The 23669-nt window shown below is 60.3% G+C and carries 24 protein-coding genes; 9 read left to right on the top strand and 15 right to left on the bottom strand.

The features are described from left to right. The first annotated feature begins 79 nt into the window (after positions 1-79). Together mmsA and mmsB are read left to right on the top strand one after the other, a co-directional pair. A complete protein-coding gene (gene mmsA, locus ACP7DW_RS09465; RefSeq protein WP_426055169.1) occupies positions 80-1621 on the top strand; it encodes a multiple monosaccharide ABC transporter ATP-binding protein in 1542 nt (513 codons plus the stop codon). Further along, positions 1611-2828 carry a multiple monosaccharide ABC transporter permease gene (gene mmsB / locus ACP7DW_RS09460; RefSeq protein ID WP_426055170.1) on the top strand — a complete coding sequence of 406 codons (1218 nt, stop codon included), beginning with the start codon at positions 1611-1613 and terminating at the stop codon, positions 2826-2828. The genes mmsA and mmsB overlap by 11 nt, the downstream gene beginning before the upstream one ends. A 51-nt stretch (positions 2829-2879) precedes the next feature. On the opposite strand, the gene ACP7DW_RS09455 is transcribed toward mmsB, so the two are convergent. Both ACP7DW_RS09455 and ACP7DW_RS09450 read right to left on the bottom strand, forming a co-directional pair. After that, entirely contained in the window at positions 2880-4511 is a 1632-nt protein-coding gene (locus ACP7DW_RS09455; RefSeq protein ID WP_426055171.1) for an NAD(P)-binding protein, read from the bottom strand. Next, complete coding sequence (locus tag ACP7DW_RS09450) at positions 4511-6022, bottom strand: polyamine aminopropyltransferase (RefSeq protein ID WP_426055172.1); 1512 nt, start codon at positions 6020-6022, stop codon at positions 4511-4513. Before ACP7DW_RS09450 ends, ACP7DW_RS09455 begins: the two co-directional genes overlap by 1 nt. Before the next feature lie 59 nt (positions 6023-6081). Between ACP7DW_RS09450 and ACP7DW_RS09445 the strand changes: the two genes are divergently transcribed. From ACP7DW_RS09445 to rsgA, 7 genes are all read left to right on the top strand, one after another. Beyond that, complete coding sequence (locus ACP7DW_RS09445) at positions 6082-6468, top strand: DUF350 domain-containing protein (RefSeq protein WP_070313122.1); 387 nt, start codon at positions 6082-6084, stop codon at positions 6466-6468. A 31-nt stretch (positions 6469-6499) separates the two neighbouring features. Then, the gene (locus ACP7DW_RS09440; RefSeq protein WP_426055173.1) at positions 6500-7546 is read left to right on the top strand and encodes an SPFH domain-containing protein; all 1047 of its coding nucleotides are present in this window, start codon (positions 6500-6502) and stop codon (positions 7544-7546) included. A gap of 21 nt (positions 7547-7567) precedes the next feature. Beyond that, complete coding sequence (locus ACP7DW_RS09435) at positions 7568-9031, top strand: DUF4178 domain-containing protein (protein WP_426055174.1); 1464 nt, start codon at positions 7568-7570, stop codon at positions 9029-9031. After that, a complete protein-coding gene (locus tag ACP7DW_RS09430; protein ID WP_157814714.1) occupies positions 9028-9198 on the top strand; it encodes a hypothetical protein in 171 nt (56 codons plus the stop codon). Before ACP7DW_RS09435 ends, ACP7DW_RS09430 begins: the two co-directional genes overlap by 4 nt. A 2-nt stretch (positions 9199-9200) precedes the next feature. Continuing rightward, on the top strand, positions 9201-9572 hold the full coding sequence (gene speD / locus ACP7DW_RS09425) for an adenosylmethionine decarboxylase (protein WP_426055175.1): 372 nt from the start codon (positions 9201-9203) through the stop codon (positions 9570-9572). A gap of 63 nt (positions 9573-9635) precedes the next feature. Then, positions 9636-10190, top strand: coding sequence for a hypothetical protein (locus tag ACP7DW_RS09420; RefSeq protein WP_426055176.1), 555 nt, complete (start codon positions 9636-9638; stop codon positions 10188-10190). A 276-nt stretch (positions 10191-10466) separates the two neighbouring features. Continuing rightward, the gene (gene rsgA, locus ACP7DW_RS09415) at positions 10467-11543 is read left to right on the top strand and encodes a ribosome small subunit-dependent GTPase A (protein ID WP_426055177.1); all 1077 of its coding nucleotides are present in this window, start codon (positions 10467-10469) and stop codon (positions 11541-11543) included. A gap of 75 nt (positions 11544-11618) precedes the next feature. Here rsgA and ACP7DW_RS09410 read toward each other — a convergent pair whose 3' ends face one another. From ACP7DW_RS09410 to mnmG, 13 genes are all read right to left on the bottom strand, one after another. After that, positions 11619-12038 carry a F0F1 ATP synthase subunit epsilon gene (locus ACP7DW_RS09410; protein WP_065307860.1) on the bottom strand — a complete coding sequence of 140 codons (420 nt, stop codon included), beginning with the start codon at positions 12036-12038 and terminating at the stop codon, positions 11619-11621. 62 nt (positions 12039-12100) lie between these two features. Further along, positions 12101-13501 (bottom strand): F0F1 ATP synthase subunit beta, encoded by a 1401-nt coding sequence (gene atpD / locus ACP7DW_RS09405; protein WP_071080005.1) that lies wholly within the window; start codon positions 13499-13501, stop codon positions 12101-12103. Positions 13502-13530: 29 nt separating this feature from the next. After that, entirely contained in the window at positions 13531-14406 is an 876-nt protein-coding gene (gene atpG, locus ACP7DW_RS09400) for a F0F1 ATP synthase subunit gamma (RefSeq protein ID WP_035823466.1), read from the bottom strand. A gap of 62 nt (positions 14407-14468) precedes the next feature. Continuing rightward, positions 14469-16010, bottom strand: a complete 1542-nt coding sequence (gene atpA / locus ACP7DW_RS09395) for a F0F1 ATP synthase subunit alpha (protein WP_071080007.1) — start codon at positions 16008-16010, stop codon at positions 14469-14471. A gap of 78 nt (positions 16011-16088) precedes the next feature. Then, the gene (locus ACP7DW_RS09390) at positions 16089-16634 is read right to left on the bottom strand and encodes a F0F1 ATP synthase subunit delta (RefSeq protein WP_071080008.1); all 546 of its coding nucleotides are present in this window, start codon (positions 16632-16634) and stop codon (positions 16089-16091) included. A gap of 2 nt (positions 16635-16636) precedes the next feature. Beyond that, the gene (locus tag ACP7DW_RS09385) at positions 16637-17107 is read right to left on the bottom strand and encodes a F0F1 ATP synthase subunit B (RefSeq protein ID WP_099761157.1); all 471 of its coding nucleotides are present in this window, start codon (positions 17105-17107) and stop codon (positions 16637-16639) included. Between the two features lie 43 nt (positions 17108-17150). Then, positions 17151-17429 (bottom strand): F0F1 ATP synthase subunit C, encoded by a 279-nt coding sequence (gene atpE / locus ACP7DW_RS09380; RefSeq protein ID WP_071080009.1) that lies wholly within the window; start codon positions 17427-17429, stop codon positions 17151-17153. Between the two features lie 59 nt (positions 17430-17488). Then, positions 17489-18298: a F0F1 ATP synthase subunit A gene (gene atpB / locus ACP7DW_RS09375; RefSeq protein WP_071080010.1), complete on the bottom strand. Its 810-nt coding sequence runs from the start codon at positions 18296-18298 to the stop codon at positions 17489-17491. Between the two features lie 51 nt (positions 18299-18349). Next, a complete protein-coding gene (locus ACP7DW_RS09370) occupies positions 18350-18718 on the bottom strand; it encodes an ATP synthase subunit I (protein ID WP_100875073.1) in 369 nt (122 codons plus the stop codon). 269 nt (positions 18719-18987) lie between these two features. Next, the gene (locus tag ACP7DW_RS09365) at positions 18988-19872 is read right to left on the bottom strand and encodes a ParB/RepB/Spo0J family partition protein (protein WP_426055178.1); all 885 of its coding nucleotides are present in this window, start codon (positions 19870-19872) and stop codon (positions 18988-18990) included. A 65-nt stretch (positions 19873-19937) separates the two neighbouring features. Further along, positions 19938-20708: a ParA family protein gene (locus ACP7DW_RS09360; RefSeq protein WP_071080013.1), complete on the bottom strand. Its 771-nt coding sequence runs from the start codon at positions 20706-20708 to the stop codon at positions 19938-19940. Between the two features lie 177 nt (positions 20709-20885). Continuing rightward, on the bottom strand, positions 20886-21530 hold the full coding sequence (gene rsmG, locus ACP7DW_RS09355; RefSeq protein ID WP_426055179.1) for a 16S rRNA (guanine(527)-N(7))-methyltransferase RsmG: 645 nt from the start codon (positions 21528-21530) through the stop codon (positions 20886-20888). Then, positions 21527-23476, bottom strand: a complete 1950-nt coding sequence (mnmG, locus tag ACP7DW_RS09350; protein ID WP_426055180.1) for a tRNA uridine-5-carboxymethylaminomethyl(34) synthesis enzyme MnmG — start codon at positions 23474-23476, stop codon at positions 21527-21529. Before mnmG ends, rsmG begins: the two co-directional genes overlap by 4 nt. Positions 23477-23669 lie beyond the last annotated feature (193 nt).

The following is a 23669-nucleotide window of genomic DNA, read 5'->3' as shown; positions in this document are numbered from 1 at the left end:
CCTTTCGCTTCATGCACGATCCAGAACAAGACTGCCGCACGACCGGCGCCGACCAACGCGGCCGTGCCAGAGAGGTTATATGACGAACACTATCCTGGAAATGCGCGGGATACGCAAAACATTCCCGGGCGTCGTGGCGCTCGACAATGTCAACCTGCGGGTACGCAGCGGCGAGATCCACGCCATCGTCGGCGAAAACGGCGCCGGCAAATCGACCCTGATGAAAGTGCTGAGCGGTGTCTACGGCCATGGCAGCTATACGGGCGACATCGATTACCTGGGCCAGACGCGGCACTTCCGCGGCATCAAGGACAGCGAAGAAATCGGCATCATCATCATCCACCAGGAACTGGCGCTGGTGCCCCAGTTGTCGATCGCCGAGAATATCTTCCTCGGCAACGAGCCGGCCCGCCTGGGCGTCATCGACTGGGAATACGCGCAAACGAAGACGCGCGAACTGCTGCACAAAGTCGGCCTGAAAGAGTCCCCGGACACCCTGATCACCAACCTGGGCGTAGGCAAGCAGCAGCTGATCGAGATCGCCAAGGCGCTGTGCAAGGACGTCAAGCTGCTGATCCTCGACGAGCCGACGGCCAGCCTGAACGAAAGCGACAGCGCGGCCCTGCTCGACCTGCTGCTGGACCTGAAAGCCCAGGGCATCGCCTCGATCCTGATCTCACACAAGCTCAATGAAATTTCAAGAGTCGCCGACGCCATCACGGTGCTGCGCGACGGGAACACGGTCGACAGTTTCGACTGCCGCATCGAGCCCGTCAGCGAAGACCGCATCATCGAAAAAATGGTCGGGCGCGAGATGGCCGACCGCTATCCGCCGCGCACGCCCACCATCGGCGAGACCATTTTCGAAGTGCGCGACTGGCGCGTCTTCCATCCCGAGCATGCCGACCGCCCCGTCATCAAGGGCATCAACCTGCACGCAAAAAAGGGCGAGATCATCGGCATCGCCGGCTTGATGGGCTCCGGGCGCACGGAACTGGCGATGAGCCTCTTCGGGCGCGCCTACGGCCAGCGCATCAGCGGCACGGTGCTCAAGAATGGCCAGGAGATCGACGTCAGCACCATCGGCAAGGCGATCGCCCACGGCCTCGCGTATGTCACGGAAGACCGCAAGGGCCTGGGCCTGATCCTCGAGGAAGACATCCAGAAGAACACCAGCCTGGCCAACCTGGACGCGATTTCGAAGCACATGGTGATCGACGAGCAGCGTGAATTCAGCGTGGCCGAGGAGTTCCGCCGCAAGCTCAAGACCCGTTGCTCGAGCGTGGCGCAGAAAGTGGTCAATCTGTCCGGCGGCAACCAGCAGAAAGTGGTGCTGGCGAAGTGGCTGTTTTCGCGCCCCGACATCCTGATCCTCGATGAACCGAGCCGCGGCATCGACGTGGGCGCCAAATACGAGATCTACAGCATCATCAGCGAGCTGGCCGCCGAAGGCAAATGCATCATCATGATTTCCTCGGAAATGCCGGAATTGCTGGGCATGTGCGACCGGATCTATGTCATGAACGAAGGCCGCTTCGCGGCAGAACTGAGCGCGGCAGAAGCATCGCAGGAGCGCATCATGCGCGCGATCATTACACACGGAGAAAACAATGGACAATAAACTGACAGCAGGCGCGCCGGCAGCGGCAGCGCCAGCGGCCGCGCCGCAAGCGAAAAGCTATGCCGGCTTCTTGAAGAACAATATGCGCGACTACGGCATGCTGCTCTCGCTGATCGTCATCATGGGCTTTTTCCAGTACATGACCGACGGCACCCTGATGCAGCCGCTGAACCTGACGAACCTGGTGCTGCAAAACAGCTACATCGTCATCATGGCGCTGGGCATGCTGATGGTCATCGTGGCCGGGCATATCGATTTGTCCGTCGGCTCGGTGGTCGGCTTCGTCGGCGCGCTGGCGGCCGTCCTGATCGTCAACTACGAGATGAACTTTGTCGCCGCCAGCATTATCTGCCTGATCGCCGGCGCCGTCATCGGCGGCGCGCAAGGCTATTTCGTCGCCTTCTTCAAGATCCCGTCCTTCATCGTCACGCTGGCCGGCATGCTGGTGTTCAAGGGCCTGACCCTGGCGCTGCTGGCAGGCCAGTCGGTCGGCCCCTTCCCGGAAGGCTTCCAGATGCTCAGCTCGGGCTTTTTACCCGACCCGTTCGGCGGCGAAAACCTGCGCGGCATGTCGCTGCTGCTGGGCGTGATCGCCGCCGCGGCGCTGATCATCACCTCGCTGCGCAGCCGCGCCAAGCAACTGAAGCACGGCATGGAAAACGAACCGCGCGCCTTCTTCCTGCTGAAAAACGCGATCTTCGCCGCCGTGATGGTGTATTTCAGCTACCTGCTGGCGTCGTACCGCGGTTTTCCCAACGTGCTGGCCGTGATGTCGCTGCTGATCGTCGCCTACACCTTCATTACCAACCGCACCGTGCTGGGCCGACGCGTGTATGCCGTGGGCGGCAACGAGAAGGCGGCGCGCCTGTCCGGTATCAAGACGGAGCGGGTCAGCTTCTACACCTTCGTCAACATGGGCATGCTGGCGGCGCTGGCCGGCCTGATCTTCGCGGCGCGCCTGAACACGGCCACGCCGAAGGCCGGCACGGGATTCGAGCTGGACGTGATCGCCGCCTGCTTCATCGGCGGCGCCTCGGCGTCGGGCGGCGTGGGCAAGGTGATGGGAGCCGTCATCGGCGCTTTCATCATGGGCGTAATGAACAACGGCATGTCCATCATGGGCATCGGCATCGATTACCAGCAGGTGATCAAGGGCCTGGTGCTGCTGGCGGCCGTGTTCATCGACGTGATCAACAAGAACAAATAGACCGGTTCGAGCCTTAGGGGGCTCAGGCCGGCGTTCGCGCCGGCCTTTTTTTCATTTATTCGCAAGGCGCGCGGCCCGATCCCCCCACCACGCCGCCTCTTCGAACACGGAAAAGCCCGACAGATCGGCATGCGCGAACAGGATGGCGCCGTCGTGCTCGCGCAGCGCCTTCAAGCCCGCGTTGCTGCGAAAGCCCGGTAACGGTGCGGCCATGGCGTGACCGCGCACGGTGATGTCGACGCGCTCGACGCAGCGCGCAAAATCGCGCCCGTACGCCGTCTTTAAATCGACGCTGGCCAGCGCCAGCAACTCCTCGGGAGTGGCCACATCTAACCATTTTCGCGCTTGCTGCGGCGTGCGGTCGGACAGGGCGACATAGGCGCTGAAGACGGTTTTCTCGGGCGGGCGCACGCGGATATCCTGGTGCGTGGAGACGACATAGCCGAGGCCCGGTTCCTGGTACACCACGTTGTCCCAGCACAGGGGCGCATGCGGCAATTCGTCGGGAAAGCGTTTCAGTAAAAAATTCGCCACCAGCCACGGCGCATAGGCGGGCGTATCGCGCTTCGCATCAAAGCCATACCCGGCGATATTGTCGACCACGCGCGCGGCGACATACAGCGGCATGGCGCAGATGGCCTTGCGTGCCTTGACCAGGTAGGTGCGTGGCTGGCCGTCGACCAGTTCCAGGCACAGCGCCTCCACGCCCTTGTCCGTCGTGCGCACGGAAACCACCGTGCCCGCATGACGCTTGACGCCCGAGGCCTGCTCCATGGCCGTGGCGACCGGTTGCATGCCGCCGGGCCAGGTCAGCCAGGCGCCATTGCCGGCATTCGCCGCCTGGCCCCAGCGGCTGCAGTAGTAATGCAGGCCGGCCCAGGCCGACACCTGGTCGTAGCGCGTGCCGTAGTCGTCGCGGCAGCAGTAATTCAGATACCAGTGCAGGGTGGGCGAGGTATAGCCTTCGCGCTCCATCCACTGCTTCAAGGTGATGGCGTCGAGCGCCTGCCAGGCCGGGTCCTGCGACGATTCGATGGTCGGGAACACGAACACGCGTTTGCCATCGTTGCCGCGCGCCTGGCGCAGCTGCGCCACCTGCGCAAAGAAGCGCGCGTGTTGCGCCAGTTCCGCAGGCGGCACGCCTTCGGTGGGAATGAAGCCATCCTGCCACTGGCCGTTGAACAGCAATCGTTCTTCCGGCGCGTGCAGGATATAGCGCTCGTCGTAATAGGGCTTTTCCGCCTGCGGGTCGCGCTGGATAATCCCCAGGTCGAACAGGATCTCGCGCACATGGGTCGATTCGGGCGAAGGCAGCGGCAAATAATGGCCACCGGTCGGATAGGCCAGTTCGCCGAACTGCCCGCCGGCCGCGTTGCCGTAAGGCTGGGGACCGTCGATCATCAGGAAATCCTGGTGCCCCAGCTTGTTCAAGCGCCAGGCCGCCGTCAGGCCGGCGATGCCGGAACCTAAAATTGCCACGTCGGTGCTCAAGATGCGTGAAGGCGGCGGCAGCGCCGTGCGCTCACGCAGCAGCTGGCGCAAATAGTGTCCCTCGCTGCGGCCCGGATACAGCACCTTCGGCGTGATTTCCTGCCAGCGCAGATACGCGGCGATGCTGCCGATGCCGGCGGCCGCCGCTGCCGTGCCACCGGCGGCCCACAGCATGAAGGAGCGGCGCTGCATCAGCGGATCACCCGGTTCCAGTCCTGCTCGAATTCATGCACGAGCGACTGGGTGTTGAGGCGATTCGGCGCCATCGGCAGCGGCTGCATATCGGGCGGGAAGATGAACATTTCGCGCGTGGTGTCCGCATTCAGGTAGCGCATCGGCAAGCGGTAGGTGGTGGGCGGCACGTAATCGAGCTGGGGCGAGGCGAGGATAAAACCCCATTCGCCGAACGAGGGCACGTAGGCGTGGTAGGGCCAGGTGCGCATGCCCACTTCGCGCAGGGTCGCATTGATGGTCCAGTAGGCGTGCGGGGCGAAGAAGGGCGACGTCGATTGCACCACCATCAGGCCCTTGGCGGCCAGGTGTTTTTTCACCAGGTCGTAGAACGGCACGGAATACAGTTTGCCGAGCGCGAAGCTCGACGGATCGGGAAAGTCGACGATGGCCGCGTCGAACATGTCGCCGTTGTTGCGCAGCCAGACGGCGGCATCGGCGTTGACGACGGTGACGCGCTTGTCCGAGAACGCGCCGTTATTCAGCTTGGCCAGTTCCGGGCGCGTGGTAAACGCGGCCGTCATGGCCGGATCGAGGTCGACCACGGTGACGTGTTCGATATGCGGATAGCGCAGGATTTCGCGCAGCGCCAAGCCATCGCCGCCGCCCAGCACCAGCACGCGACGCGCCCATGGCAACGCTTCCAGCACGGGGTGCACAAGCGCCTCGTGGTAGCGGTACTCGTCGCGCGAGGAAAACTGCAGGTTGCCGTTGATGTACAGCCGCGTATCGTCCTTCCAGCGCGTGATCACCAGGCGCTGGTAGGGCGTGGTGGTGGCATACACGATCTGGTCGCCGAACAGGCCGTGCTCGCCCCACGCCACCATGCGGTCCGACATGGCAAAGCCGGCGATCAGCACCAGCATCACGACGCAGGCGCGCAGGAAGCGCCCCGTGAGGTTCTTCAGCTCGGCACGGAACACGTAAATCGTCCACAGGCCCACGCCAACATTCAGCATGCCGAACAAAAAGCCCGTGCGTACCAGGCCCAGGTACGGCGACAGCACCAGCGGGAACAGCAGGGAAACGGCCAGCGCGCCCAGGTAATCGAAGGTCAGCACGCGGCTGACCAGTTCACTAAATTCCGTCTGACGCGAGTTCAGTGCGCGCATCACCAGCGGCACTTCCATGCCGACCAGTGCGCCGATCAGGAATACCATCACATACAATAAGGTGCGAAATGGCGCCGCCATCCACGAAAACGTCATGAACAGGATGGCGGCCGACAAGCCGCCGATCAGACCCACGGCCAGCTCGATGTCGACGAAGCGCGAGAGCACGTCGTCGTCCTTGACATACTTGGAAAAGTGAGCACCCACACCCATGGCGAACAGGTAGCAGCCGATGATGGTGGAAAACTGCAGGATGGAGTCGCCGAGCAGGTAGCTGGACATGGCGCCGGCGATCAGCTCATACGCGAGGCCGCAGGAGGCGACCACGAAGACGGACAAGATCAGAATCTTTTTGTTCATGGGACTTTTTTTGTTCTAATATGCGTTGACGTTATCAAATACTCATTGCGAGGAAAGCCGTGCCCGCCATCCTAAACTATCTGATCCATCTTTTACTGGCCGCCGGGCTGTTGATTGTATTTTTTATCATCTACACGCGCGTCACGCCCTACAACGAAGTGCTGCTGATCCGCCAGGGCAACCAGGCGGCGGCGCTGTCGCTGGGCGGCGCGCTGCTGGGTTTTTCCGCCACCATCGCCTCGTCCCTGATGCACACGGCCGACTACCAGCAGTTCTTCGCCTGGGCCTTCGGCGCCATGGTGGTGCAATTGCTCGCCTACGTGGTCACCACGCGCCTGCTGCGCATGTCGAAGGACCAGATCGAATCGAACAACAGCGCCTTCGGCGGCTTGCTGGGCGCCATTTCCCTGTCGATCGGCGCCATCAACGCCGCCTGCATTTCCTGACACCGTTTTATCTTATTCAAGGATATCCATCATGAGCCTCGGCAGCTTTATCAAGAAGCAGTTTATCGACGTACTGCAGTGGAACGAAGAAACGGAAGGCGTGCTGGCCTGGCGCTTTCCGATGCAGGACTTCGAGATCCAGAATGGCGCCATCCTGAATGTGCGCGAATCGCAGGTCGCCGTCTTCGTCAATGAAGGCAAGATCGCCGACGTCTTCGGTCCCGGCACGCACAAGCTGACGACGCAGACATTACCGCTGCTGACCAACCTGAAAAACTGGGACAAGCTGTTCGACTCGCCCTTCAAGTCGGACGTGTATTACTTCAGCACCCGCGTGCAGACTGGCCGCAAGTGGGGCACGCCGCAGCCGATCACCATCCGCGACAAGGATTTCGACATGATCCGCGTGCGCGCCTTCGGCATGTATTCGTACCGCATCGCCGACGCCCGCACCTTCTTCACCGAGATCAGCGGCACGCGCGAAATCTATACGCGCGACGAGGTGGAAGATCAGTTGCGCGGCATTTTGATGTCGAGCATGGCCAGTTCCTTGGGCGGCGCGAATGTGCCCTTCCTCGACATGGCGGCCAACCAGGCGCTGATGGCGCAGGAAGTCAAGGATGGCCTGGCGCAGGCGTTTGCCCGCTATGGCGTGGGCCTCGATGAATTCAACGTGGCCAGCATCAGCCTGCCCGAGGAATTGCAGGCGGCGCTCGACGAGCGTATTTCCGCCGGCATGAAGGGCGGGCTGGGCGCCGACAAGATGAGCGGCTACACGAAATTCCAGGTGGCCAACGCGATCCCGCTGGCGGCGCAGAATGAAGGCGGCATGGCCGGCATCGGCGCGGGCCTGGGCGCCGGGCTGTCGATCGGCCAGGTGATGGCGCAAAGCATGGGCGGTGCACTACAGCAGCCGGCACCTGCCACGGCCGCACCGCCTGCGGCGCCACCGGCGCCCGTGGAAGAACCGATCGAGGCGCGCCTGGAAAAGCTCAAGGGTTTGCTCGACAAGGGCCTCATTTCGCCGGCCGACTACGACGGCGCCAAGGCTGAACTGCTGAAAAAACTGATCGGCTAAATATTAGCGAAATACGACTGCATGCAAACTGTTTCCTGTCCCAGCTGCGGCGCGGAAGTCCGCTTCCGCTCGCACGCTTCCGTGCTCGCCGTGTGCGAGTACTGCCACAGCACCATCCTCAAGGACGCCGATTCCGTCAGGGACGTGGGCAAGATGTCGGCCGTCCTGGAAGACTATTCACCGATCCAGATCGGCACGGCCGGCGTCCACGATGGTCTGCACTTCACGGTCGTCGGCCGCATCCAGCAGCGCTACAGCGCCGGCACGTGGAACGAGTGGTTTCTGCTATTCGACGACGCCAGCACGGCCTGGCTGGGGGACTCGTCCGGCCTGTACACGCTGACGCGTGAGCGCGCGACGCAAGACGCCCTGCCCGCCTTTGGCGAGCTGGCGCCGGGCAAGCGCTATACGCTCTGCGGCGAACCGTACACGGCGGCCGAGATCCGCAGCGCCGAGTGCATCGCCGGCCAGGGAGAATTGCCATTCAAGGTGGGCGCCGGCTGGCGCATCCAGGTGGCGGACTTGCGCAACTACGCCAGCTTTGTCACGCTCGACTACACGGATGGCCCGCAACCGGTGCTCTATCTGGGTTTCGCCGTCACGTTGGAAAGCCTGCAGTGCCAGCTGCTGCGCGACGACGATGCCATCGCCAAGAGTGCCGGCAAGTACCGCGGCAAGCTCGATGCGCTCGACTGCCCGTCCTGCGGCAGCGGCATCCAGTATGTGCCCGGCGCGGCGGCGCAGCTGGTGTGCCCCGCCTGCCACGCGCAGCTCGACGCCAGCGGCCCGGAAGCGCAGGTGCTGGCCATCGGCAAGCAGGTGCACGACAACGCCGACATCACGCTGGAACTGGGCGCCAGCGCGAAGATCAGCAATGCCGACTTCACGGTGATCGGCATGATGCGGCGCGCCGACGACGAGGGCAGCGAGTGGAACGAATACCTGCTGTACAACGCGCGCGCCGGCTTCTTCTGGCTGGTGGAGACGGACGACGGCTGGTCGCGCTCGAACGTGCTGCCGAACTGGCCCAACTGGGCGTCATTGGACGCCGCCACCTGCACGCTCGATGGCGCCACCTACCGCAAACTGTATGACTACGGCTCGCAGGTCGTGTATGCGGCGGGCGCCTTCAACTGGAAGGTGGCCGTCGGCGACAGCACGCGCGTGTTTGAATTCGAACAGGGACAAACAAAACTGGCGGCGGAACTCACCGGCGAGGAAATGACGTGGTCGCGCTCCGTCCCCGTCGCCTATGACCAGATGGCCGCCTGGTTCGGCGCCGCCTTCCATGGCGGCGCCAAGGTACAAAATACCAAACTGAGCCACCGTGGCATCGCCAAGATCTTCATCGTCATCGTGCTGGTCTTGAATGCGATTCCCATGTTTGTCTCCTTCTCCAGCACCTTGATGTGGAGTTTGCTGGGCTGCCTGGCGCTGTTCCTGCCCGCCGTTTTCCTCGACAAAAATGCAAAGAATCCCCCATGAGTAAATACGTGATCTATGCCTTGATGGTGACGTTCTCCGTCACGGCCGCCAATTGGGTGCGCATGTTCAAGGTCGCCGGCAGCAGCAGCGGCAGCAGCTGGAGTTCGCGCACGGGCAGCGGCGGCGGCAGCTATGGCGGCGGCTCCAGCGGCGGCAGCCACAAATAAGCATGACCGCCACACCGCATCTGCCCCTGGGCATCCATCTGCTGGCCGACTTGTCCGGCATCGCACCGGAACGCCTGCGCGACTGCGCCGCGCTCGAACGCCTGCTGCGCGCAGCGGCCACTACGGCCGGCGCGCAGGTGCTGCACAGCCATTTCCACAGCTTTGGCGCAGGCCAGGGCGTCACCGGCGTGGTGCTGCTGGCCGAATCGCACATTTCCATCCACACCTGGCCGGAATGCAGCTTTGCCGCCGTCGACATCTTCATGTGCGGCGCGGCGCAGCCGCAGCTGGCATTGGGCGTCATCCAGGACGCGCTGCAGGCGGCGCATTGCCAGCTGCAGTCCGTGCGCCGCGCCCCGCCGGGACATTCCTAGCGTCGCTGGTGCATCGCGTGGGGATCGCTTACACTGTCGGCTGATCCTCCAACCGTGACTCCCATGCGCCGTTCCGCCCTCCTCGCCCTGCCCCTGCTGCTGCTGGTTTCCGCCTGCGACGACTACACGGCGCCCAGCCTGTACCAGGCCACCACGCCCGAGTGCAAGACATGGACGGAAGGTTCGCGTTTCGCGCTGCCGCGCGGTATCAGCGTGTATGCCACGCCCCCCGTCACCCTGAAGGACGGCGGCACGGAGCTGGCGCTGATTTTTACCTTGCCCGTCGGTACCCAGGCCAGTTTTACGCGCCTGTCCTTCCTGCTGGAAGAACCGAAACAAGCACCGTTCGCCGAAGCCAAAATACTCACCATTTACCAGCGCGGCGTGAGCCGCAAGGCGGAGATGGTCGACGTCATCGACACACTGCCCATCATGTTTTCCGCCGTGGGTTCGAGCGCCGAAACCCAGTGGCGCTTGCGCCTGCAACTGCCGCGCCAGCTGCCGCAGCGCTTCGACCTGTCGATGCCCGACATGCTCGTCGCCGGCAAGCGCTATCCGGTGCGCACGTTTACGTACCGCTATTTCCCCGAGCGCCAGGCTTACGGCATGTGCAGCTGAGCCACACCGTCCATTGACGGCGGCGCGCGCCGCTGGCACACTGGCGTTTTCCCTCACACCTCAGGAGTAGACAATATGCGCCATTCGGATACTGCCGTGCTGTCGGCTGCCTGATCACTGTTTTTCCCCGCTGAGCCTTTTAGCTCGCAACTCCCCATACGCGTGATCGCGTAGCCGACGTTCCCCTTCTTTCGTGCCAGTCCTCGCGACTGGCGGTGCCTGCACGCGCAGGCTTCACGTCCGCACGCGGACGACAGAATATGGAATCACGCTACCATGATCGCATTCGATTTTGCGCAACTACGCCTTATCGGGCTGCAGCAGGCCATCGCCGGCGCAGCCACCCAACTCGACTTATCTTCCCCGCTATCGTCTTCCCGCGCGCAGCTGCTGCGCGTGAGCGCCGTGCATCGCGACAGCATCGGCGTGCACGACGGCATCCTGGAACACCCGGCGCAGATCCTGCCGCGCCTGCTGCACGAGCTGCAGGCGCAGGACACCGTCCTTGCCGTCGGCGACTGGGTCGCCGCCGAACACGATGCACACGGCACGCTGTGGATAACGGCGCACTTATCCCCAGTCACGCAAATCGCCCGGCGCGGCAATGACGGCCGGCGCCAGGTACTTGCCAGCAATGTCGATACGGCCCTGCTGGTGATGGGACTGGACGGGGATTTTAATCCGCGCCGCCTGGAGCGCTATCTGGCCATCGTGCTGGCGGCGCAAGTGACGCCGGTGGTGGTGCTGAGCAAGGCCGATGTGGCCGACGACGTGGCCGGCAAGCTGGCGCAGCTGAAACAGCGCCTGCCGCCCCACGTGCCGCTGTTTGCCGTCGATACGCGCCATGCGTATGACGTGGCCATCCTGGCACCTTGGCTGGGCGCCGGCCAGACCCTGGTGCTGCTCGGTTCATCGGGCGCCGGCAAGTCCAGCCTGACCAATACCCTGTGTACGGCCGGGCAGGCGACCAATGCTGTGCGCCATGGCGACGGCCGTGGGCGGCATACGACGACGGCCCGCTCGCTGCACCTGTGCTCAAGCGGCGCCTGCATCATCGACACGCCGGGCTTGCGCAGCTGGCAGGCCGATGCCGATGCGCAGACCCTGGCCGCCACGTTTGACGACATTGCGGCACTGGCGTCCACCTGCCAGTTCCGCGATTGCCAACATGCGAGCGAACCCGGTTGCGCCGTGCGCGGCGCCGTCGATGCGGACCGCCTGCGCAATTATCACAAGCTGCTGCGCGACGCGCGCCGTGGCGAGGCAACGCCGCTCGAGCGCATTGCCGCGCGCGCCAAGTGGAAGACGATATTGAAGGCGGGACTGGAAAGGGGCAAGGACAAGCGCCGCTGATTTTGACTGAAATCGGTTTGCTGAAAAAAAAGGCAGCCCGCAGGCTGCCTTTTTGTTTTACTGCATGCGAGCAAATTAATGCTTGCGCAGTTTCTGGATCGCTGCCAGCTGCGCAATCGCGCTGGCCAGCTCGGCTTGCGCTTGCGCGTAGTCGATGCCCGAATCCTTGTTGTGGATATTTTCTTCCGCCAACTTCTTCGCTTCCAGCGCTTTCGCTTCGTCGAGGTCGTGACCACGGATCGCGGTATCGGCCAGGACGGTCACGGTGTCCGGTTGCACTTCCAGCAGACCGCCGGCAACGAAGACGAATTCTTCTTCAGCCTGACCGACTACCTTGATGCGGACCGCGCCCGGACGGATGCGGGTAATCAAAGGCGTGTGGCGTGGGTAGATACCCAGCTCGCCCTGCTCACCCGGCAACGCGACGAATTCTGCTTCGCCTGAAAAAATCAGTTCTTCAGCGGAAACCACGTCAACGTGAATTGTGTGTGCCATGTGTGTCCTATCGGGTTGAAGAACCCCGCCTTCTGAGGGGCGGGGTTAGGCCCAGACTTAACTTAGTTAAGTTTCTTGGCTTTTTCGATTGCTTCTTCGATCGTGCCGACCATGTAGAACGCTTGTTCCGGCAGGTGATCGAGTTCGCCCGAAGCGATCATTTTGAAGCCCTTGATCGTGTCTTTGAGCGAAACGTATTTACCAGGCGCGCCGGTAAAGACTTCAGCGACGTGGAAAGGCTGCGACAGGAAACGCTGCATCTTACGTGCACGGGCAACCAGCAGTTTGTCTTCCGGTGCCAGCTCGTCCATACCCAGAATCGCGATAATGTCGCGCAATTCCTTGTAGCGTTGCAGGGTCGTTTGCACGGCACGCGCGGTGTCATAGTGCTCTTGACCGACGATCAACGGATCGAGCTGACGCGAGGTCGAATCGAGTGGGTCCACGGCTGGGTAGATACCCAGGGAAGCGATGTCACGCGACAGCGCAACGGTCGAATCCAAGTGAGCAAACGTGGTAGCAGGCGATGGATCGGTGTAATCATCGGCAGGAACGTAGACGGCCTGGATCGAGGTGATCGAACCGGTCTTGGTCGACGTGATACGCTCTTGCAGACGGCCCATTTCTTCCGCCAGGGTCGGTTGGTAACCCACAGCCGACGGCATACGGCCCAGCAGTGCCGAGACTTCGGTACCGGCCAGCGTAAAGCGGTAGATGTTATCGACGAAGAACAGAACGTCCTTGCCTTCATCACGGAACGATTCAGCGATCGTCAGGCCGGTCAGCGCAACGCGCAGACGGTTACCTGGCGGTTCATTCATCTGACCGTAGACCATCGCGACTTTGGAGTTCTCTGGATTTTCCAGATCGACCACTTTCGCGTCAGCCATCTCGTGGTAGAAGTCGTTACCTTCACGCGTACGCTCACCGACACCGGCGAACACGGACACGCCGCTGTGCGCTTTGGCGATGTTGTTAATCAATTCCATCATGTTGACGGTCTTGCCTACGCCAGCGCCGCCGAACAGACCAACTTTACCGCCTTTTGCAAACGGGCAAACCAGGTCGATCACCTTGATGCCGGTTTCCAGCAGTTCTTGCGATGGCGACAGTTCGTCGTATGCAGGAGCGGTGCGGTGGATCGACGCGACTTGCTCGTGCGACACTGGGCCGCATTCGTCAATCGGGTTACCCAGCACGTCCATGATGCGACCCAGGGTTGCTTTACCGACTGGCACCATGATAGGTTTGCCGGTGTTCTGAATCATCATGCCGCGACGCAAGCCATCGGACGTGCCGAGTGCAATGGTACGGACAATGCCGTCGCCCAACTGCTGTTGTACTTCCAGGGTCAGTTCCGAGCCTGCCATCTTCAAGGCATCAAATACCTTAGGCATCGCGTTGCGGGGAAACTCAACGTCCACCACAGCGCCGATACACTGAACGATTTTGCCATCAGCCATGTTCGTTCCTTCAATATAGTTAAATTCGTTTAAACCGCAGCCGCACCGGCGACGATTTCGGAGAGTTCTTTGGTAATCGCAGCTTGGCGGGTCTTGTTGTAGATCAGCTTCAGTTCGCCGATCACACTACCCGCGTTGTCGCTTGCAGCTTTCATCGCGACCATCCGTGCCGATTGCTCGGACGCCAGATTCTCCGCGACTGCCTGGTACACCAGCGCTTCTACATAGCGCTCCAGCAATTCGTCGATGATGCTTTGTGCATCCGGCTCGTAGATGTAATCCCACGAGTGTGCGCTCTTGTCGGCGACCATCTTGTCAGCCGTCAGGGGCAGCAACTGTTCGACCACTGGTTCCTGCTTCATCGTGTTGATGAATTTGGTGTAGCACAGGTACACTGCGTCGAGCTTGCCTGCCTGGAACTCTTCGAGCATGACCTTGACAGGTCCGATCAATTTTTCCAGGTGGGGCGTATCACCAGTTTGAATGGCAGAAGCGACGATCTTGACGCCGATGCGATTCAAAAAACCCAAACCCTTGTTACCGATGGCAACTGCTTCAATCCGGTTGCCAGCTGCTTCCAGCTCGCGCGACTTGCTCGTCACCTGGCGCAGGATGTTGGTGTTCATGCCGCCGCACAGACCCTTGTCGGTCGTGACAACGATGAAACCCACTGCCTTCGCTTGCGTACCCTGGGCAGCTGCCAGGAACGGGTGCGTGTATTCCGGATTGGCATTCGCCAGATTGGCGGCGATATTCCGAATCTTGTCACTATAGGGACGGGCAGCCCGCATCCGGTCTTGCGCCTTGCGCATTTTGGACGCGGCGACCATTTCCATCGCCTTGGTGATCTTCTTCGTATTCTCTACGCTCTTGATCTTGCCTCGTATCTCTTTGCTTGATGCCATGAGTCCTTACTCCTTCTGCGCGTAGGGCGGCGCCTCACTCGAGGTGGGCGCCGCCTGGCCGCTTAATATGCGCCGGATTTCTTGAAATCAGCAATGGCCGCCGACAGAGTTGCTTCGCTGTCTTTGTCGAGTTGCTTGGTTTCTTCGATCTTGGCCAGCAGAGCAGCTTGCTTGGTCTTCATGTAAGCGTGGACACCAGCTTCGAACGACAGCACTTGCTTGACTGGCACGTCGTCCATGAAGCCTTTGTTCACCGAGAACAGCGATACGGCCATCAGCGAGATCGACAGTGGCGAGTACTGGGCTTGCTTGAGCAATTCCGTCACGCGCGCACCACGGTCCAGCTGCTTGCGGGTCGATTCATCCAGGTCGGACGCGAACTGCGCAAACGCGGCCAATTCACGGTACTGCGCCAAGTCGGTACGGATACCGCCGGACAGGTTTTTGATGACCTTGGTCTGGGCGGCGCCACCGACGCGCGATACAGAAATACCGGCGTTAATCGCAGGACGGATACCGGCGTTGAACAGCGAGGTTTCCAGGAAGATCTGACCGTCGGTAATCGAAATCACGTTGGTTGGAACGAATGCGGACACGTCGCCAGCTTGCGTTTCAATGATCGGCAGTGCCGTCAGGGAACCGGTCTTGCCTTTGACGGCGCCGTCGGTGAACTTCTCGACGTAGTCGGCGTTCACGCGTGCTGCGCGTTCCAGCAGGCGGCTGTGCAGGTAGAACACGTCGCCTGGGTACGCTTCGCGACCTGGTGGACGGCGCAGCAGCAGCGAGATTTGACGGTATGCAACAGCTTGTTTGGACAGATCATCGTAGACGATCAGTGCATCTTCACCGCGGTCACGGAAGTATTCGCCCATGGCGCAACCGGAGTACGGCGAGATGTATTGCATGGCGGCCGATTCCGAAGCGGAAGCGGCGACAACGATGGTGTATTCCATCGCGCCGTGCTGTTCCAGCGAGCGCACGATGTTCTTGATCGACGAGGCTTTTTGGCCAATCGCGACGTAGATACATTTCATGCCCTGGCCTTTTTGATTGATGATCGCATCAATCGCCACAGCCGACTTGCCGGTTTGACGGTCGCCGATGATCAGTTCGCGCTGGCCGCGGCCAACGGGAACCATCGCATCGATCGACTTCAGGCCGGTTTGCATTGGTTGCGAAACGGACTCACGGGCGATCACGCCCGGAGCGATTTTTTCAATCGCGGCCGTCAGTTTCGTGTCGATGGCGCCTTTGCCGTCGATTGGCTGACCCAGCGCGTTGACAACGCGGCCGAGCAGCTCAGGACCAATTGGCACTTCCAGAATGCGGCCGGTGCATTTCACCGTGTCGCCTTCGGAGATGTGCTCGTAGGCACCCAGAATCACGGAACCGACGGAGTCGCGTTCCAGATTCATTGCCAGGCCAAACGTGTTGCCTGGGAATTCCAGCATCTCGCCTTGCATCACGTCCGACAAACCGTGGATGCGGCAGATACCGTCGGCGACGGAAATAACCGTGCCTTGATTACGCACTTCAGCGCCGCCGTCAAGACCTTGGATCCGGCTCTTGATCAACTCGCTGATTTCAGATGGGTTGAGTTGCATACTAACTCCTAAAAGTGTTTCTCTCAGCTTGCGCGAGGGGTAAGGGTCTGTCTTAGCTGGCCTGCCGAAGCGCGTGTCTTACGACACCAGTGCAGCGTGCAGTTGCTGCAGCTTGGCGCGCACCGAGGTATCGAGCACTTGGTCGCCAACAACCACGCGCACGCCGCCGAGCAGCGATGGATCCACTGTGACGGCAGGGTTGAGCTTACGACTGAATTTCTTTTCCAGCGTTGCGACCAGCTCGGCCGTTTGGCCTTCGCTCAGATCGAAAGCGCTCGTGATCTCGGCGTCAGCCGCACCTTCCAGGCCATTTTTCAAGGCATGGAATTGCGCGCCGATTTCCGGCAGCAGGCTGATGCGGCCATTTTCGATCAACAACGTGACGAAGTTTTTGACTTCCTCATTGAGCGGCGATTTCAACAACGACAGGATGGTGGCGGCGACGTCGCTTTCCGAAACTTTCGGATTGCGCGCGTACGCCTGTACCTCGGGGTGGCTACCGATCTGTGCCAGTTCGGACACCAGTTCGGACCACGCCGCGAGGTTGCTTGACTCCTTACCAGCTTGGGCTACGCGGAACAAAGCTTCCGCGTAGGGACGGGCGACGGTTGCGAGTTCTGCCATGATTACAGCTCGACAGCAAGACGCTGCAACATTTCGGCGTGAGCCGTAGCGTTGACTTCACGCTTCAAGATCTGCTCGGCACCCTTGACAGCCAGGTCAGCCACCTGAGCGCGCAATTGTTCGCGTGCTTTCGACAGTTGCTGTTCCGCGTCCGACTGGGCTTGCGCAATGATACGCGCCGCTTCAGCTTGTGCATTTTGCTTGATCTCTTCAGCAACCAGCTGCGCGCGCTTTTCAGCGTCCGCAACGCGTTGCGACGCTTCTTCACGTGCACTGTTCAATGCCTCTTGCGCACGCTTTTCAGCGACAGCCATCGAAGCCTGACCTTGATCGGCCGCAGCCAATCCATCCGCGATTCGTTTGGCACGCTCATCCAGCGCTGTGTTCAGCGCTGGAAATACGAACTTCATCGAGAACCAGACCAACACCGCGAAGGTGATCATCTGGCCGATGAGCGACATATTGATGTCCATACCTTTGCTCCTAACTAAAAGTTTCTCCTAGGGTTGGAGCGAATTACTGAGCAACAGCCGTCAGAGCGGACAGGAACGGGTTAGCGAACGTGTACAGCAGAGCGATACCAACGCCGATCATCGAGATAGCATCCAGCAGACCAGCGATAACGAACAGTTTGGTTTGCAGTTGTGGCATCAGTTCTGGTTGACGTGCCGACGCTTCCAGGAATTTGCCACCCAGAATAGCGAAGCCCAGAGCGGTGCCGATTGCGGCCAGGCCGATGATGATTGCTGCTGCCAGAACGGTCATGCTTTGTACTTGTGCGATCAGAGCTTGCATAAAATTCTCCTAAATTTAAAAACGAAAGATACTAAAAAAACAAAATATAAAGTTGCTGATTAATGTTTCTCAACCGCAAGGCTCAGATACACAACCGTCAACGCCATAAACACAAAAGCTTGCAAAGTTACAATCAAGATATGGAAAATTGCCCATGGACCACCCAACGCCCACTGTGCCCACCAAGGCAACAACGCGATCAAGATGAAAATCAGCTCGCCGGCATACATATTGCCGAACAGTCGCAGCGACAGGGAGATCAGTTTTGCAACCAACTCAACCATTTGCAGCAAGAAATTAACTGGTGCCAACAAGATCGTGCCGATGATGCCACTTGCATGGAACGGCGCGGTAAACAATTCCTTGATCCAGCCGCCCAGGCCCTTGGCCTTGACGGAAAACGCGATAATGCACAGAACGACCGAGAACGACATCGCAAAAGTATGGTTCACGTCGGCGGTCGGCACCACGCGCAGCTTGTGCACGCCAAACCAGCTCAACACCGTCGGCAGCAAGTCCACCGGCAAGAAGTCCATCGCATTCAACAACCAGACCCACACGAAAATCGTGATGGCCAGCGGCGCGATGATCTTGCTTTTTGCGTGGAAGGCCCCATTAATAGTCTCATTGACCATTTCCATGATCATTTCGACGAAGTTTTGCAGTTTGCCAGGAACACCGGCCGTCGCGCGGCGCGAAGCCATGTAGAAAACGGCAAGGAAAACAAAGCCCATGATGGCAGACACCCAGAAGGTGTCCAGGTTGAAGGCGCCATCGGCGCTTTTCAAGTGGGCCAAATGGTGGCTGATGTATTCTGTGGCGTTGGCCGGGGCAGCATGGCCCGCTTCAATAGCGTGTTCTGTGGTCATAATGAATTTAGATTTGTCGTTTCAGAGCACAACAGGCCCCAAAACCAATGATTAAACAGCGAGCAATGAAAACCAGTATGCTAAGGTTGCCACCGCGAAACCCAAGATCAGCCATAACCAGGCGGCCGACTGAAACAACACCAGTGCCAATATAAACAGCACCGCTGTAATAAATATTTTCACCATTTCCGCCCGCAAGTGCGCGCGAAAAGCCTTTTTGGCGTCGCTACTACCGCGAACCACCAGCAAGGCATACGCCAGACTGCCGGCGACGGCGATCGCACCGCCGCATGCGGCGGACCAGCCTCTCACACTACCACCGAAAAACACGGTGAGCGTGGCAAAGCTGATCACGATTGCTAGCTGCAAGGCAACTACTTTGTAGACGGGCTTGGCAATACTTTGTTGTGAATCACTCAATTGCCAGGTTCCCAAAAAAATCTACACACGCAAAGACACGGGATTATAGTTGGCTTTGATCTATAGAGTCAAACGTTGCTGCACCGCAGCAGGGCGATTGCGGCGCGAAACTGACGCTTTACCGACTATTCGCCGCCATTTGCACCACTATATGGCAAAGTCGCTTGTCTGGCCGCTTCCAGCCGTGTTATCAAGGAATCACGTAGTGCATCTGGAAAGCATGGCTGGATCGTCCACACCGCACTCCCCCTGTCTTTGCAGCTTGCTATTTAACCACGCAAGCGGGTCAACAAACCATCGAGCACGTCAAGATCGGCAAAATCGATCACCAATTGGCCACGGCCTTTGTTGCCCATTTTGAACACCACGGGCGTGGCCAGCGCATCGGACAACTCTTCTTCCAGGCGCGCGATGTCGCCGGACTTTTCCTTTTGCCGCGGCTCGACCGGGTTGGCCGCTTCCTCGACCGTGCGGGTGACGAGCTTTTCCGTTTCGCGCACCGACAGGCGCTTGGCCACGACCTGGTTGGCCAGCGTGATCTGGCTGGCCGCATCGACGGCCAGCAAGGCGCGCGCATGGCCCATGTCGATATCGCCGGCCATCAGCATGGTCTGCACGGGACTGGCCAGGTTCATCAGACGCAGCAGGTTCGACACCGCGCTGCGCGAGCGTCCCAGCGCAGTGGCCGCTTGCTCATGCGTGAAACTGAAGTCGGCGATCAGGCGGTGAATACCCTGCGCCTCTTCCAGGGGATTCAAGTCTTCGCGCTGGATGTTCTCGATCAGCGCCATGGCGGCGGCGGCCAGGTCGTCCACATCGCGCACCAGCACCGGCACTTCCGTCAGTCCGGCCAGTTGCGAGGCGCGGAAACGGCGTTCACCGGCGATGATTTCATATTGGACAAGTCCGCTCAGGGTGTCTTGCCCGATCGGGCGCACCAGAATCGGCTGCATCAGTCCTTGCGCCTTGATCGAGGCGGCCAGTTCATTCAGGGCCCCTTCGTCCATGCGCGTGCGCGGCTGGTATTTGCCGGCTTGCATTTGCGACACGGGCAAGCTGGAGGGTTGATGCGTGTCCGGGCTGGCGAAATCGCCGCCGCCACCCAGGAGGGCGTCGAGTCCGCGACCCAGTCCTTTTAATTTTTTCGTAGCCATGCTGTCCTAATCGTGTTTTCAGAGTAAGCGCTCACATCATTCCTTGCGAGTCGCTCGCCCTTTGTTTACATATGTTTGATGCGCTCGACCATCTCGGCGCCGAAGGCGATATACGCCTGGGCGCCTTTCGAGCTGGGGTCGAAGGTCACGCCGGGCAAGCCGTACGATGGCGCTTCGGCCAGGCGCACATTGCGCGGGATGATGGTCTTGAAGACCTTGTCGCCGAAATGCTGTTCCAGCTGGGCCGACACTTGTTGCGATAATGTCATGCGCGGATCGAACATCACGCGCAAGAGACCAATGATCTTCAAGTCCGGGTTCAGGTTGGCATGCACCTTCTTGATGGTGTTGACCAGGTCGGACAGGCCTTCCAGCGCGTAGTACTCGCACTGCATCGGGATGATCACGCCATGCGCGGCGCACAGGCCGTTCAGGGTCAGCATCGACAATGCCGGTGGGCAATCTACTAAGATGAAGTCGTATTCGCCGTCCACTTCGGCCAGCGCATCCTTCAGGCGGCGTTCGCGGTTGTCCAGTTCGACCATCTCCACTTCGGCGCCGGCCAGTTCGCGGTTCGACGGCAGGACATCGAAGCGCCCCGCTTCCGAACGCTGGCGTGCCGTTTTGACATCGGACTCGCCCAGCATGACTTCATAGGTCGACGCCTTCAGGCCGGCCTTGTTGATGCCGGCACCCATGGTCGCATTGCCCTGCGGGTCGAGGTCGACCAGCAGCACGCGCTGGTTCAACTTGGCCAGACCGGCGGAGAGGTTGACGCTTGTTGTGGTTTTACCAACACCACCCTTTTGATTTGCTACACAAAAAATTTTGGCCATGTATCTTCTAGTTGTAAAGAGATGCAAACTTCATCGTGCGCTCCGGCATCCGGCCGAAACGATTTATACTGTTTATTCTATTTATACGATATAAATCGTTTATACGGTTTATACGGTTTATATCATTTATACCGTATAAACTGTTTATATGATTTATACCGTTTAATTTTCCAACTTTTACATTCTTGCTATAAAGACCAGATGACGCTCTGCATTTAGCCCTGGTACCTGAATTGCGCGTAATTGCGTCACTTTCCAGTCTGCCGGCAGTCGCTCGCGCTCGTCTGGCGGTGCCACCCCTTTCAAGGCGATGAATTGCCCGCCCTCGGCCAGCACGTGGTGCGACCAGTTGACGAAGTCGGACAGGTCGGCAAAGGCGCGCGAGGTGATCACATCGAATTTCTGCGCCACTTCCAGCTGTTCCACGCGCTTGGTGTACACGGTGACGTTGGCCAGGCCCAGTTCCGCCTTCACCTGCGTCAGGAAGGCCGTCTTCTTGTGCACCGTGTCGATCATCGACACTTTGACGTCGGGCCGCGCGATGGCCAAGACCATGCCCGGCAGGCCGCCACCGGCGCCCACGTCGAGCACGTTTTTGGCATCCGCGAACGCCGGCACGGCCGCCAGCGAATCGAGCACGTGCAGGGTCAGCATTTGCAGGGGGTCGCGCACCGACGTCAGGTTGTACACGCTGTTCCATTTGGCCAGCAAGGCCAGGTAATCGAGCAGTTTTTCCGTCTGATCCGCGCTCAGGTCCAGCTCCAGCGCGGCGATGCCTTCATTCAAAATGGGGGCCAGTGCGGCCCGGTCAAACTGCTTCATTCAACAACCTCGTCCTTTAAAGTGGTGGTCTGTATTTCGGCCTGACCTGCACCGAAGCCGCGCTTTTTCAAATGCACCAGCAGCAGCGAAATGGCCGCTGGCGTCACGCCCGAAATGCGCGAGGCCTGGCCCAGGGTTTCCGGGCGCTGCTTGTCGAGTTTTTGCCGCACTTCGACCGACAGCGCGCCGATATCGAGGTAATTAAAACCGGCCGGCAAGGCCAGGTTTTCATAGTGCTCGTGGCGCTCGATTTCCTTGCTCTGGCGCTCGATGTAGCCCGCATATTTGAGCTGAATTTCCACCTGCTCGCGCACGGCGGGGTCCTGCACGCCGGGGCCGGCCAGGGCCTGGCCTTCCATGCCGGTCATGCTCATCAAGGTGTCGTAGGCGACGTTCGGACGGCACAGCAAGTCCGCCAGCGAATACTCGCGCTCGATGGCCTGGCCGACGATGCGTTCCGATTCGGCGGCCGCCAGGATGCGCGGATTGACCCACGTGGAACGCAGGCGCTGCAGTTCCAGCGCCACCGCTTCGCGCTTGGTCTCGAACGCTTGCCATTGGGCGTCGCCGACGCAGCCCAGGGTGCGGCCGATTTCCGTCAGGCGCATGTCGGCATTGTCTTCGCGCAGGCTCAAGCGGTACTCGGCGCGACTGGTGAACATGCGGTACGGTTCCTGCACGCCCTGGGTGATCAGGTCGTCGACCAGCACGCCCAGATACGCCTCGGAGCGGCCCGGTACCCAGGCTTCCTTGTCCTGCGTCAGCAAGGCCGCATTCAGGCCCGCCAGCATGCCTTGCGCGGCCGCTTCCTCGTAGCCGGTGGTGCCGTTGATCTGGCCGGCGAAGAACAGGCCGGCGACAGCCTTCGTTTCCAGCGAGGCTTTCAAGCCGCGCGGGTCGAAGTAATCGTATTCGATGGCGTAGCCGGGGCGCAGGATGTGGGCGTTTTCCATGCCCTTCATCGATTGCACCAGGGCGATCTGCACGTCGAACGGCAGGCTGGTGGAAATGCCGTTCGGATAGAACTCATGCGTCGTCAAGCCTTCCGGCTCGAGGAAGATCTGGTGCGATTCCTTGCCCGCGAAGCGGTGGATCTTGTCTTCGATGGACGGGCAATAGCGCGGGCCCACGCCCTCGATCACGCCCGTGTACATCGGACTACGGTCGAGGCCGGCGCGGATGATGTCGTGCGTCTGGCTATTCGTGTGCGTGACCCAGCACGGCACCTGGCGCGGGTGCATGGCCGTGTTGCCCATCACGGAAAAGACGGGCACGGGATCGAGGTCGCCCGCCTGCTCTTGCATCACGGAAAAGTCAATCGTGCGGCCATCGATGCGCGGCGGCGTGCCCGTTTTCAAGCGCCCCTGCGGCAGCTTCAATTCCTTCAAGCGGGCGGACAGCGAAATGGCGGGTGGGTCGCCGGCGCGGCCGGCCGAGTAGTTATTCAAGCCCACGTGGATCTTGCCGTCGAGGAAAGTGCCAGCCGTCAGCACCACGGCGCGCGACAGGAACTTCAAACCGATCTGCGTCACGGCGCCGACGACGCGGTCGCCTTCGACGATCAGATCATCGACCGCTTGCTGGAACAGCCACAGATTCGGCTGGTTTTCCAGGCGCGTGCGGATGGCGGCCTTGTAGAGAATACGGTCGGCCTGGGCGCGCGTGGCGCGCACTGCCGGGCCTTTCGAGGAGTTCAGGATGCGGAACTGGATGCCGGACTCGTCGGTGGCAATCGCCATCGCGCCGCCCATGGCATCGACCTCCTTGACCAGGTGGCCCTTGCCGATACCACCGATGGAGGGGTTGCACGACATCTGGCCCAGTGTCTCAATATTATGCGTGAGCAATAGCGTCTTCTGCCCCATGCGGGCGGAAGCGAGGGCCGCCTCGGTACCGGCGTGACCACCACCGACAACGATGACGTCGAATTCTGTAGGAAATAACATGATAAATAGGTAACAGTGCAAGTAAAAATGCGGGAAGAGAGCTCCGATTATAGAGTCTTTTTGCAAGCGTAACCTTCCGCGGGCCAATTTTTGCTTAATTTTTACTCAGCATGGGCGAGTCAACGGGGTTTTCTGTTTCACGTGGAACACGTCACTGGCCTGCGCTGGGACTGCGGTGCTCGTGAATGTTTGC

The organism is Janthinobacterium sp. PSRC1-1, assembly GCF_049897525.1.
Taxonomy (GTDB): Bacteria; Pseudomonadota; Gammaproteobacteria; order Burkholderiales; family Burkholderiaceae_D; genus Janthinobacterium; species Janthinobacterium tructae.
Note: the sequence above shows the minus strand (reverse complement) of the source record. Positions and strands in the feature narration are given on the sequence as shown.

What these genes read in the sequence shown, in the direction of transcription:
- atpA (WP_071080007.1), bottom strand. Translation starts at nt 16,010, where the DNA reads ATGCAACTCAACCCATCTGAAATCAGCGAGTTGATCAAGAGCCGGATC.
- atpE (WP_071080009.1), bottom strand. Translation starts at nt 17,429, where the DNA reads ATGCAAGCTCTGATCGCACAAGTACAAAGCATGACCGTTCTGGCAGCA.
- ACP7DW_RS09360 (WP_071080013.1), bottom strand. Translation starts at nt 20,708, where the DNA reads ATGGCCAAAATTTTTTGTGTAGCAAATCAAAAGGGTGGTGTTGGTAAA.
- ACP7DW_RS09455 (WP_426055171.1), bottom strand. Translation starts at nt 4,511, where the DNA reads ATGCAGCGCCGCTCCTTCATGCTGTGGGCCGCCGGTGGCACGGCAGCG.
- ACP7DW_RS09385 (WP_099761157.1), bottom strand. Translation starts at nt 17,107, where the DNA reads ATGGACATCAATATGTCGCTCATCGGCCAGATGATCACCTTCGCGGTG.
- ACP7DW_RS09365 (WP_426055178.1), bottom strand. Translation starts at nt 19,872, where the DNA reads ATGGCTACGAAAAAATTAAAAGGACTGGGTCGCGGACTCGACGCCCTC.
- ACP7DW_RS09435 (WP_426055174.1), top strand. Translation starts at nt 7,568, where the DNA reads ATGCAAACTGTTTCCTGTCCCAGCTGCGGCGCGGAAGTCCGCTTCCGC.
- ACP7DW_RS09410 (WP_065307860.1), bottom strand. Translation starts at nt 12,038, where the DNA reads ATGGCACACACAATTCACGTTGACGTGGTTTCCGCTGAAGAACTGATT.
- speD (WP_426055175.1), top strand. Translation starts at nt 9,201, where the DNA reads ATGACCGCCACACCGCATCTGCCCCTGGGCATCCATCTGCTGGCCGAC.
- ACP7DW_RS09450 (WP_426055172.1), bottom strand. Translation starts at nt 6,022, where the DNA reads ATGAACAAAAAGATTCTGATCTTGTCCGTCTTCGTGGTCGCCTCCTGC.
- ACP7DW_RS09440 (WP_426055173.1), top strand. Translation starts at nt 6,500, where the DNA reads ATGAGCCTCGGCAGCTTTATCAAGAAGCAGTTTATCGACGTACTGCAG.
- atpD (WP_071080005.1), bottom strand. Translation starts at nt 13,501, where the DNA reads ATGGCTGATGGCAAAATCGTTCAGTGTATCGGCGCTGTGGTGGACGTT.
- ACP7DW_RS09390 (WP_071080008.1), bottom strand. Translation starts at nt 16,634, where the DNA reads ATGGCAGAACTCGCAACCGTCGCCCGTCCCTACGCGGAAGCTTTGTTC.
- atpB (WP_071080010.1), bottom strand. Translation starts at nt 18,298, where the DNA reads ATGACCACAGAACACGCTATTGAAGCGGGCCATGCTGCCCCGGCCAAC.
- mmsA (WP_426055169.1), top strand. Translation starts at nt 80, where the DNA reads ATGACGAACACTATCCTGGAAATGCGCGGGATACGCAAAACATTCCCG.
- rsgA (WP_426055177.1), top strand. Translation starts at nt 10,467, where the DNA reads ATGATCGCATTCGATTTTGCGCAACTACGCCTTATCGGGCTGCAGCAG.
- mmsB (WP_426055170.1), top strand. Translation starts at nt 1,611, where the DNA reads ATGGACAATAAACTGACAGCAGGCGCGCCGGCAGCGGCAGCGCCAGCG.
- rsmG (WP_426055179.1), bottom strand. Translation starts at nt 21,530, where the DNA reads ATGAAGCAGTTTGACCGGGCCGCACTGGCCCCCATTTTGAATGAAGGC.
- mnmG (WP_426055180.1), bottom strand. Translation starts at nt 23,476, where the DNA reads ATGTTATTTCCTACAGAATTCGACGTCATCGTTGTCGGTGGTGGTCAC.
- atpG (WP_035823466.1), bottom strand. Translation starts at nt 14,406, where the DNA reads ATGGCATCAAGCAAAGAGATACGAGGCAAGATCAAGAGCGTAGAGAAT.
- ACP7DW_RS09420 (WP_426055176.1), top strand. Translation starts at nt 9,636, where the DNA reads ATGCGCCGTTCCGCCCTCCTCGCCCTGCCCCTGCTGCTGCTGGTTTCC.
- ACP7DW_RS09430 (WP_157814714.1), top strand. Translation starts at nt 9,028, where the DNA reads ATGAGTAAATACGTGATCTATGCCTTGATGGTGACGTTCTCCGTCACG.